General features: G+C 73.7%; 7 protein-coding genes and 1 tRNA gene. 2 read left to right on the forward strand and 6 right to left on the reverse strand.

All coding sequences use genetic code 11. The annotated features are described in order from the left end of the window. Positions 1 to 4: 4 nt before the first annotated feature. A complete protein-coding gene (locus tag ACFWP3_RS34805; protein ID WP_384229216.1) occupies positions 5 to 1,906 on the forward strand; it encodes a putative bifunctional diguanylate cyclase/phosphodiesterase in 1,902 nt (633 codons plus the stop codon). Positions 1,907 to 1,951: 45 nt separating this feature from the next. Here ACFWP3_RS34805 and ACFWP3_RS34810 read toward each other — a convergent pair whose 3' ends face one another. Further along, positions 1,952 to 3,634 carry a glycosyl hydrolase family 18 protein gene (locus ACFWP3_RS34810; protein ID WP_384229218.1) on the reverse strand — a complete coding sequence of 561 codons (1,683 nt, stop codon included), beginning with the start codon at positions 3,632 to 3,634 and terminating at the stop codon, positions 1,952 to 1,954. Between the two features lie 254 nt (positions 3,635 to 3,888). Continuing rightward, the gene (locus ACFWP3_RS34815) at positions 3,889 to 5,001 is read right to left on the reverse strand and encodes an LLM class flavin-dependent oxidoreductase (protein ID WP_384229220.1); all 1,113 of its coding nucleotides are present in this window, start codon (positions 4,999 to 5,001) and stop codon (positions 3,889 to 3,891) included. Positions 5,002 to 5,230: 229 nt separating this feature from the next. Here ACFWP3_RS34815 and ACFWP3_RS34820 point away from each other — a divergent pair, with 229 nt between their 5' ends. Next, on the forward strand, positions 5,231 to 5,989 hold the full coding sequence (locus ACFWP3_RS34820) for an IclR family transcriptional regulator (RefSeq protein WP_266609609.1): 759 nt from the start codon (positions 5,231 to 5,233) through the stop codon (positions 5,987 to 5,989). 79 nt (positions 5,990 to 6,068) lie between these two features. Here the strand turns inward: ACFWP3_RS34820 and ACFWP3_RS34825 are convergent. The 4 genes from ACFWP3_RS34825 to ACFWP3_RS34840 form a co-directional block, all read right to left on the reverse strand. Next, a tRNA-Lys gene (locus ACFWP3_RS34825) sits at positions 6,069 to 6,142 on the reverse strand. Positions 6,143 to 6,220: 78 nt separating this feature from the next. Continuing rightward, a complete protein-coding gene (locus ACFWP3_RS34830) occupies positions 6,221 to 7,927 on the reverse strand; it encodes an AMP-binding protein (RefSeq protein WP_384229223.1) in 1,707 nt (568 codons plus the stop codon). Between the two features lie 26 nt (positions 7,928 to 7,953). After that, positions 7,954 to 8,547, reverse strand: a complete 594-nt coding sequence (locus tag ACFWP3_RS34835; RefSeq protein WP_384229225.1) for a lytic polysaccharide monooxygenase — start codon at positions 8,545 to 8,547, stop codon at positions 7,954 to 7,956. A 188-nt stretch (positions 8,548 to 8,735) separates the two neighbouring features. Beyond that, positions 8,736 to 10,571 (reverse strand): SPFH domain-containing protein, encoded by a 1,836-nt coding sequence (locus ACFWP3_RS34840; RefSeq protein WP_384229227.1) that lies wholly within the window; start codon positions 10,569 to 10,571, stop codon positions 8,736 to 8,738. Positions 10,572 to 10,838: the final 267 nt, after the last annotated feature.

A 10,838-nucleotide genomic window follows, 5' to 3' on the forward strand; every position in this document is an offset into this window, starting at 1 on the left:
AACGGTGAGCGGAACCTCTGAAGGAACCGGTTCGGCGGCCGACAGCATCCGATCGGCCATCACGGAGCGTCACGCGGCAGTGTCGGCAACGGCAGTTCCGCCGCGCGCCGAGTCCGAGCGGCGCGACTACCGGGCCGCCTTCAACGCGGCCCACCTGCCCATGGCCGTCGTCGACCGCGAGGGGTACGTCGTCGCCGCCAACGACGCCTTCGCCGGCCTGCTGGGCGCCGAGCCGCACGCGCTCGTCCACCGGTGCGCCGCCGACCTGGTGGACCTGGCCGCCGAGGCCCGCACCTGGGCCGCGTACCAGGAGGTGCTCCGCGGGCGGCAGGCCCGGCTGCGCTGCACCCGCCGCCTCAAGCACCCCGACGGGCATTCGCTGTGGACCGAGGTCACCCTGGGGCCGGTACCGGGGACCGGCGACGTCCTGCTGTCCGTCGCCGACATCAGCGACCGGCGCGACCTCCAGGCGCGCCTGCGCCACCTCCAGATGCACGACCCCGTCACCCGGCTGCCCAACCGGGCGCTGTTCTTCGAGCGGCTCTCGGCCGCGCTGGAGGCCTCCTCGTACGAACACGGCGGCGGGACCGGCCGGATCGGGCTGTGCTACCTGGACCTCGACGGGTTCAAGGCGGTCAACGACACCCTCGGCCACCGCGTCGGCGACCGGCTGCTGGCGGCCGTCGCCGCCCGGCTGACCCAGTGCGCCGACCAGTCCGGCTACGGGCGCACGAGCGGGCACCTGGTCGCACGGCTCGGGGGCGACGAGTTCGCCCTGCTGGTCGAGGACTCCACGGGTACGGAGCAGCTCGCGGACCTGGCGCGCAGCGTGCTGGCCGCCGTCCAGGAGCCGTTCGACCTGTCCGGGCAGCGGCTGTCGGTCTCCGCGTCGATCGGGGTGGTGGAGCGGGCCACCGCCGGCACCTCGGCGACGGGGCTGATGCAGGCCGCCGACACGACCCTGTACTGGGCGAAGGCGGACGGCAAGGCCCGCTGGACCCTCTTCGACCCGGAGCGCAACGCGCACCGCATGACGCGCCAGGCCCTGTCCTCGACGCTGCGGCCGGCCGTGGAGCGGGGGGAGTTCGAGCTCGAGTACCAGCCCCTGGTGGACCTGGAGAGCGGGGCGGTGCGCGGGGTCGAGGCCCTGGTGCGCTGGCAGCACCCGCAGTTCGGCACGCTGACGCCGAATCGGTTCATCGGCATCGCCGAAGAGGACGGGTCCATCGTCCAGTTGGGGCAGTGGGTGCTGCGCACGGCCTGCCGCCAGGCGCGGCGCTGGCAGATCGAGCAGCCCAGCGACGCGCCCGTCTTCGTGTCGGTCAACGTGGCCGTGCGGCAGGTGTGGGACTCCGACCTGGTGGGCGACGTCGCGGAGATCCTCGCCGAGACGGGGCTCGCCCCGCAGCTGCTCCAGCTGGAGCTGACCGAGTCGGCCGTGATGGGCTCGGCCGGCCGGCCGCTCCAGGCCCTCCAGGCGCTCAGCGACATGGGCGTGCGCATCGCGATCGACGACTTCGGCACCGGCTACTCGAACCTGGCCTACCTCAGCCGGCTGCCGGTGTCGGTGCTCAAGCTGGACGGGTCCTTCGTACGGGGCTTCCGCTACGAGGAGGGCACGCACCCGAACCCGGCCGACGAGACGATCGTCGAGGCCCTGGTCCAGCTCGCGCACCGGCTGGGCCTGACGGTCACGGCGGAGTGCGTGGAGACCGCGGGGCAGGCGGCCCGGCTGCGCCGCGTCGGCTGCGACACGGGGCAGGGCTGGCTCTACTCCCGTGCGGTGGCCCCGGACGTGATCGCCCGCATGATCGGCCGCCAGGCCGCCGCGGCGTCCGCCGCTTCCGCGTCCGCCGCCACCGCGTCCGCGCCGTCCGACGGACCTGCCCCGCACCCCCTCGTCTGAGGGGGATACGGGGCAGGCCGCCGCTCGGCGCGGGGTGGGGGGAGATCAGCAGGCGCCGAGGTCCTTCCAGACACCCCATTCACCGGTGGTGCCCGGCGTCTCGTTCTGCGTCCACCACTGGGCCTTGTACTTGCGGCCGTTGTGGGCGACCTCGCTGCCACCGGTGTAGACCGTGCCCGCGACGTAGGCCGGGGTCGAACCGCAACCCGTCGGCGGGGTCGTCGGCGGCGTGGTCGGCGGGGTGGTGGGAGGCGTCGTGGGCGGGGTGGTCGGCGGCACGGTGGTCCCGCCGAGGGCGTCCGAGATCTGGTTCAGCAGGGTGGTGTTGCTGTCCAGGCCGAGGAGCGAGTACATCATCGCGCCGGCCAGGCCGCGCTGCTTGCCGTAGTCGACGCGGGCCTGGATGGAGCGCTGGTTCAGGCCCGTGAAGAACTCGCCGTCCTTGTAGAAGTACGAGGACTTGGACTGGTCGTCCCAGAAGGTGGTCGCCGCGTTGTCGACGATCCCGCCGAGCTCCTTGTAGTGCGCGATGCCCGCCTGCTGGCTCAGCGGCCGGGCGGCCGAGCCGCCGGTCGCGCTCTGCGCCAGGCCGTTGGCGGTGCCGGCCGGCACGCCCTTCCAGCCGCGGTAGTAGAACTCGTAGCCCAGGGTCAGCTTGTTGGCGGGGAAGCCGCCCTCGATGCCGTAGGCCGGGTTGCCGTCGATCCAGGAGTCGATGGCGTTGTCGATGCTGTACTTCTCGGTGCCCGGGGCGATCGGGTCGGTCGGGTCGGCGGCCGAGGGGTAGAGCGGGGACTGGTGGTACGTGGGCCCGTCGCCGTCCCAGGCGCCGTGCATGTCGTAGGTCATGATGTTCGCGTAGTCGAGGTACGCGCCGATCTTGTCCGTCTCGATGTACTTGATCTTGTCCTGGCCGGCCGGGAGGGCCGCGGTCAGCATGTACTTCTTGCCGCCGTTGGCCGCGCCCTCGGCGTCGAGCTGCTTGCGGAACTCGGCCAGCAGCAGGGTGAAGTTCTGCTTGTCCTCGGGGCCGTAGTGGTTGCCCAGGTGGCCGCCGGAGGAGCCGGGGTACTCCCAGTCGATGTCGATGCCGTCGAAGATGCCGGCCGCGGTGCCGGGGCCGCCGTAGCCGCCCTCCACCGGGAGGTCGCCCTTGATGTACTGCTTGATGCAGGAGGCGACGAGCTTCTTGCGGGAGGCGTCGGTCTTGGCCGCGTCGTGGAAGAACTTGGAGTAGGTCCAGCCGCCCAGCGAGATGTTGATCTTCAGGTGGGGGTACTTGGCCTTCAGTTCCTTGAACTGGTTGAAGACGCCCACGATCGGCTGGTCCCACTTGTCGGCGACGCCGTCCACGCTGTCCGCCGCGCTGAAGGACTTCTGGTAGTCGGCGTACGAGTCGCCCGCGCCGTCTCCGGCGTTGGGGTTGTTGTCGTCGCCCGCGGCCTTGTTCGCCTGGAAACAGGTGAGGTCGGTGGGGTGGATGTTGCCGAACGAGTAGTTGATCACGTCCAGCTTGCCGGCTATCCCCCGCGTGTCCAGGTGCTTGGGGTAGAAGGCGTTCCCGTACACGCTCCACTGGTCGTAGTAGGCGATGCGGACGCCGCCGGCCGCGGCGCCCGCCGCCGCGCCGGCCGCCTGGGCGGTACCGAGTCCCGCGAAGGAGGCGAGCGCCCCGGCTGCCAGCGCGGCCGTGGCGGCGGCCGCGACGAGGGGTTTACGGATGTGCATGAACTGCCTCCGGGGGGTGGGAGGGGAGAGCATCGGCTTCAGGTGAGAGAAGTGATAGCGATCACGCCGCGCCCCAGTCAATGGTTTGGACCAAAGAAGGACTAGACCACTGAGCAGCCAAATGCGCTCGTCAGAGACCTGAAGGCACATCAGGAACCGCCCGCCACCCCGGGTGACGAGCGGTTTAAGGGTGCCTTAGGCCATCTCCCGGCAAGGTTTCGGCAACAAACCAGCCGAACCCCGTTTTCCGCCGGTCACCCCTCGGCCGGGCCCTGCTCCGGCATCCCGTACGCATCTGCGACGAGCCCGTAGGACCGCAGCCGGGCCGCGCCGCTGTGGGCGTTGGCGGTCAGCATCAGCTCGTCCGCGCCCGTCCTCTTGGCCAGGTCGTCGAGTCCGGCGCGCACCTCGTCGGGGGTGCCGTGGACGATGTTCGCGAGCCAGCCGTCCACGAACTCCCGCTCCGGCGGCGAGAAGGCGTACGCCGCGGCCTCCTCGGGCGTCGGGACCAGTCCGGGCCGCCCGGTGCGCAGCCGCAGCATCGACAGCGCTCCGGTGAGCACTTGGGCGCGGGCCTGCCCGGCGGTGTCCGCGGCCAGCGCCGCGACGCCGATGACGGCGTACGGGGCGTCCAGGACGGCCGAGGGGCGGAAGCTCTGCCGGTAGAGGTCGAGCGCGGGCAGGGTGCCCGCCGCCGAGAAGTGGTGGGCGTACGCGAAGGGCAGGCCGAGCTCGCCGGCGAGGCGGGCGCTGAAGCCGGAGGAGCCCAGCAGCCACAGCGGCGGCCGCCCGGCAGGCCCCTGGACCGGGCCCGGTACGGCGTGCACGCGAGCGTACGGGTGCCCGTCGGGGAAGTCGTCGTCGAGGAAGCGGGTCAGCTCCGCGAGCTGCCGGGGGAACTCCCCGGCGGCCTCGTCGAGGCGGCCGGGCCCGCGCAGCGCCATGGCCGTGCGCCCGTCGGTGCCGGGGGCCCGGCCGAGGCCGAGGTCGATCCGGCCCGGGGCCAGCGCCTCCAGGGTGCCGAACTGCTCGGCGACGGCGAGCGGGGCGTGGTTGGGCAGCATGACCCCGCCCGAGCCGAGCCGGATGCGGGAGGTGTGCGCGGCGAGGTGGGCCAGGATCACGGCCGGGGAGGAGCTGGCGACCCCGGGCATGGAGTGGTGCTCGGCGACCCAGTGGCGGTGGTAGCCGCGCGACTCGGCGAGCCGGGCGATGTCCACGCTGGTGCGCAGGGAGGCGTGGGCGGTACTGCCGGCCCCCACGGTGACGAGGTCCAGGACGGAGAGCGGTACGGGTGCGCTGCCCCGGGCCGCGCCGCGGATGGCGTCGCGGCCCTCCTGTCCATACGCGTCACCGGTGTCACTCATCGTCGCTCCCGTCTCGAATCCTCGTCCGTACGAAGAACTCGAACCGTCGGCGGCGCCGGGGCATTCCCGGCACACCGGGACAGTGAGCTTGACCATGGCATATGCCAGTGGAGTAGATCCTGGCGGGGCGGCGTGATTGAGCCATCAATCTCCCCAACAGGCGCTCCACATGGGCCCCTTGATGGCTATCGTGGTAGGGCAAGCGGTAACAACCTGCTAGGGGGAAACCGTGGCGCTGAAGCCCGAGCCGACCGCGCCGTTCCACTCGGTGCAGTACGCACTACGCGTACTCGAAACGATCGCACGGCACACCGGCGGTGTGACCGATGTGCAGATCGCGCGTGAGACCGGCCTGCCCGCAGTCCATCTCGCCCCGATGCTGCTCATGCTGCGCCGGGAGGGATATGTCCTGCAGGTGTCGGACGGCGCCTACGCCATAGGGGATTCCCTCGTCCTGCTCGGTTCCGGCGTCGACCGGCAGCAGGCCCTGACGGACAAGCTCCAGGAGACCCTGGACCGGCTGCGGGACTCCGTGGGGGCGGCGGTCTACATCAGCCGGTATGTGGACGGCGAGGTCCGGATCACGCAGTTCGCGGACAGCCCGCGCACGCCGAAGGTCCACGAGTGGGTCGACTTCCGCTCCGCGGCGCACGCCAGCGCGGTCGGCAAGTGCCTGCTGACCCAGCTCGACCTCAACGGGCGGCGCGACCACCTGTCCCGCCACAAGATCGCGCGGCTCACGTCGAAGACGATCGTGAACGAGCGGATCCTGTTCTCCAAGCTGGACGCCCAGCCGGCCACCGTGCCCGTACTGGACCTCCAGGAGTACGCCGTGGGCACCGTCTGCGCGGCCGTCCCAATCACGGCCGGGGCCTCGGTGGGCTGCCTGGCCCTGTCGATGCCGGTCGAGCACGCGCACCGGCTGCGGGCCGCGGCGGACACCCTGAACCGGAAGGCCGCGCCGCTGCTGCTGTCGCTCACCCTCTAGCGGGCACGGCCGGGCGGGCGGGGCGGCCGGAAAACACTTCGGGCGGTTCCCGGTGACCGGAAACCGCCCGAAGGACAGGTGCGCCGCCAGGGACTCGAACCCCGGACCCGCTGATTAAGAGTCAGCTGCTCTAACCAACTGAGCTAGCGGCGCCTGCTGACAGAGAAAATACTACCTGGTCCTCGAGGGTGCTCAAAACCAGCACCGGCGGGGGTGCGGCGAAGAGACGGCCTAGCGCTCCAGGAGGTCCGCACGGCCCTGGGCCGCGTACGCCGACAGGAGGGCGGCGAGGTCCGGCTGCGACAGGGGGCGGTAGGCCGTCGCGCCGGGCGGCCGGTGCCAGACCGGGTCGGGGCCGGCCGCGAAGGACGGCGGCGGCAGGAAGCCGGCGCGGCGCAGGGCCACCCGGTGGACCTTGTTCGTCGCCGTGACCGGCATGGCCGGCACGATCCTGACGTAGCGCGGGGACATCTTCGTGCCCAGGTCGGGCTGCGCGGCCAGGAACGCCGCGAACGCGTCGGGGTCGAAGCCCGCCCCCGCCCGGAGCGCGACCGCCGCCATCACCTGGTCCCCGGCGACCTCGTCCGGCACCGCGTAGACCGCGACCGCCGCCGCGTCGGACCACCGCGCCAGGATGTTCTCGATCACCGCCGCGGCCAGGTTCTCGCTGTCGACCCGCAGCCGGTCGTCCGTACGGCCCGCGAAGTAGAGGAAGCCCGCCGCGTCGCGGAAGAACAGGTCCCCGGTCCAGTACCAGCCCTCCCGGGTGCGGGCGGCCTCCGCCCCCGGGTTGCGCCAGTACCCCTCGAACAGGCTCCGGCCCCGGTTGACCAGCTCCCCGATGGCCTCCGCGCCGTTCAGCAGGCGGCCCTCCGCGTCCAGCACCGCGGCCGGGCACTCGGCGCCCGTCTCCGGGTCGATCACCGCCAGGTCGTCCCCCTCCCCCGCCCGGCCGAGCGCACCCGGCGGGGTGTCCGGCGTGTTCTGGACGGAGGCGCCGCCCTCGGTGGCGCCGTAGCCCTCCACCAGCGGGACCCCGAACCGCTCGGCGAAGCGCGCCGCGTCCACCGCCCCGGCCTCGGTGCCGAAGCCGAGGCGCAGGGTGTGCTCGCGGTCGTCCGGGCGCTCCTCGGTGGCCAGCAGGTACTGGACGGCCCGCCCGACGTAGGTGAAGTAGGTCGCCCCGTAGGCCCGTACGTCGTCCAGGAACGCGGAGGCGGAGAAGCGCCGGCGCAGCGCCACCGGCGCCCCGCCCGCGAGCGCCGGGAGCCAGTCGGCGATGACCGCGTTGCCGTGGAAGAGCGGCATGCAGACGTAGTGGACGTCCTGCGGGGTGACCGAGAACCGGCGGGCCAGCGCGGACCCGGCCGCCGCGAGCCGGCCCTGGGTGCAGATGGCGGCCTTGGGGGCGCCGGTGGAGCCGGAGGTGAAGTAGAGGAGCAGCCGGGTGGCCGGGCCGGGGGTGTCCAGCACCGCCTCGCCGGGCTTGGCGGCTGCGTAGGGGGCGAGCAGGGCCTCGTACTCCTCGGTGCCGGTGACCAGGAGGCGTACGCCCGGCAGGTCGAGGCCGCGCAGCAGCGGCAGGTGGGCGCGCTCGGTGACCAGGATCCGGCAGTCGGTGTGCAGGATGTCGCGGGCCAGCTCGGCGCCGCGCCGGGTGGGGTTGATCCCGGCGACGGAGGCCCCCGCGAGGGCCGCCGCGCCGAGCCAGAACGGGAACTCCGGGGTGTTGTCGAGCAGCACCCCGAGGTGCGGCTCGGCCCCCGGAGGCATGAGGTCGACGAGGAGCGCGGCCCGCGCGGCGGCCTCCTGGGCGGTCCGGTGGTGGGTGAGGACGCGCCGTCCGGCGTCGTCCTCGTACATCAGCCCGGGCCGGTGGTCGCCCCATCGGCGCGCGATGAGCTCCGCGACGGTTTCGGGTGCAGTCGTCGTCCGCATGCCGCCGGAGGATAACTGACGTTCCGTCAGAATTGAACGTCGGAGCAGGCGTAGAAGGCCATCGGGGTGTCGTTGACGGTCCACACGGCCAGGATCAGGTGCCGGCCGCTCTTGCCGCTCGGCATGGCGCCCTGGTGGACGGTGGTCATGGCGGGCCGGGCGCCGTTGTAGGCGACGGTGAGGAAGGGCTGGGGGTCGAGGTCGGCTCGGGTGAGGGCCTTGGTGCCGTTCCACCCGTTCTTGGTGACGTAGTACTTGAAGTCGGTGGTGGAGTGGTTGGCGGTGAACTGCCACCGGAAGGCGTAGCTCTGCCCGCTGGTCACCCTGGTGGTGGGCCAGGCCCCGTCGCGCGGGTTGTCGAGCTCGGCGAACTGCGGGAGACCGGCGGAACATATCTTGCCGTCGGCGGGGCCGGCGGCCGGGAAGCCCTTGAAGCCCTCGACGCTCTGCGGCTCCCACTGGATGGCGCCGCAGTCGGCGACGGTCTTGTTGGCGCAGAGCTTCTGGCGGCTGATGGGGGTGTCGGTGTAGCCGTGACTGCTGGCGCTGGGGGCGCCGAGGAGGGTGATTCCGGCGACGAGGCCGAGGCCGAGCGCGGCGGCGCCCGCCCTTCCGGGCATGCGGAAGTGACGCATGATGCTCCTTGAACGTGGGGGGAGTTCGGCGAGAGCGTGCGCACGCGTGGGGATGGCGATCTCAGGTCTAGACCAAGTTCCAGACTATTGACGGCAGTTGGCCGTGTCCATACCAACGGAAGAACGGGTGGTCCGGTCGGATCCGGCCACCCGTTCCCGTACCGCCGGGCGCGCTACTCGCAGCGGCCCGTGTAGAAGGCGACCGTGAGGTCCTTCACGAGCGCCTTGCGCTCGTAGTCGTCGAGCTCGACGAGCCCGCGCGAGGTCAGCCGGTGGACGGTGTCGTCGACGGCGTCCACGACCGAGGACAGCACGGCATCGCGGTGCTTGGCGTCGATCGCCGCGACCCGGCGGCGGCGCATGGCCTCCGCGACCTCGGGCGCGTACTCGATCCGGGTCGGCTGGGCCGAGAACACGTCGATCCCGACCGCCTCGGTCTCCGCCGCCAGCATCCGGGTCAGCGCGTCGCCGACGGCTTCGGCGTCGCGCAGGGTCGGGGCGTCCTCGTGGAAGGCGTCGGCGGGCAGCTGGGACAGGACGCGGGCCATGGCCGACTCGACCTGTTCGGCCAGGTATTCGACGTGGTCCTCGACGGCCAGGGCCGCCCTGGCCGTGTCCTTGACCTGCCAGACCACCTGGACGACGACCTGGAGGGCGAGGCCGCCGGAGTCCACGGCGGGCATGGGCTCGCTGCGCCAGTGCCGCAGGCGTACGTCGACCCGGCGGCGCAGGAGGAGCGGGCTGATCCAGGTGAGGCCGGTACGTCGGACCGTGCCGCGGTAGCGGCCGAAGAGGGTGAGCACCCAGGCGTGGCCGGCGCGGGAGCGGCCGAGGCCGCCGAGCGCGAGGAGGGCGACGATGCCGAGGAAGGCGAGCGGGGGCCAGTGGGTGGCGCGCAGGCCCTGGTAGGCGCGCGGGGTGGCGCCGAAGGCGGCCACGACCGTGTCGGGGACGGCCCCGGCCCGCCAGAGCACTGCCGTGCAGCCGGCCAGGGCGAGCCCGCCGATGCCCACGCCGATCCACCCGGGCAGCACCGGGCCGCGGTGCTCCCGGAGCCGGTCGTCGCCCCGCGGGACCCGTCGGCCGGGGGCGGGGCGGGGGGCCGCGGGGCGCCGGGGGGCGCGGGCCGGGGCGGCGGCCGCGGCGGCTGCGGCGGCGGGCAGGCCCGTCCGCTCGGCGCGGAACGGCAGGTGCACGGGCACCTCGGTGGCGGCGGAGCCCCGGACCGGCGCCGAGCGCGGGACGAGCACATCCCGCGGGTCGCCCGCCTCCGCCTCCAGCCCCCGGGCCACGGCCTGCGCGACGATCTCGACCACCCCGGGCCCCGGCCCCCCGGCCCGCCCCCCGCCACCCTCGACCACCACGTCCCCCTCGGCCGCCGACTCGGCCTCCGACCGCCCGACCTCGCCCGCGGGCCGGGGCTGCGACTCCGCGAACCCGCCCGAACGCGCGGGCGCGGGCACGATGCCGGCCGCGGCCTGCCGCTGCCCAGGCTCGGGCGCACGCGCGGCCCGGACGTCCGGCCCGGGCTCAGGGCCCGGCTCCGCAGGCGGGGCCGAACTGGCGGGCGCGGGCACGGTCGCAGACGCAGGCCGGGAGGCCGACTCGGGCGCGGGCGCGGGCGCGGGCTGCCGCTGACCGGGCGCGGGCGCGGGCGAGCGCTCGGACCGGTTGTCCGGCCCGGGCGCCGCCGCGGGCTGCCACTGCGCGGTCGCGCGGGCGGCCGCGGTCGTCGGCTCGGCTGTGGTCGCGGAGGTCTGCTCCGCATGGGCGGCCGGGCGTACGGGGGTGGGGGCGAACCCGGTCTGCGCGTGAGTGGTCCTGGGCTCCGGCCCGGGCTGCCGCTGCCCGGGCGCGGGCGACCGCTCGGACCGGGTGTCCGGCCCGGGCGCCGCCGCGGGCTGCCACTGCGCTGTCGCGCGGGCGGCCGCGGTCGTCTGCCCGGGTGTCGTCGCCCGGACCGGCTCCGCATCGGCGGCGGGGCGTACGGGGGCGGGGGCGGCCGTCACGTTCGACTCCGCATGCGCGGCCGGGCGTACGGGGGTGGGGGCGAAGCCGGTTTGGGTGTGGGTGGGCCTGGGCTCCGGTCCAGGTGTGGGCGCCGGGACCGGCTCCGCGTGGGCGGCCGGGCGTACGGGGGCGGCCGTCGCGTTCGACTCCGCATCGGCGGCGGGGCGTACGGGGGTGGGGGTGAACGTGGCCCGTTCGTGGGGGGAGCGGGGGGACTGTGCGGGGGGTGGGACGGGCGCGGGTCGGGGGTGGGCGGTCGGGCGGTG

This window comes from Streptomyces sp. NPDC058525, assembly GCF_042719495.1.
Lineage (GTDB): Bacteria > Actinomycetota > Actinomycetes > Streptomycetales > Streptomycetaceae > Streptomyces.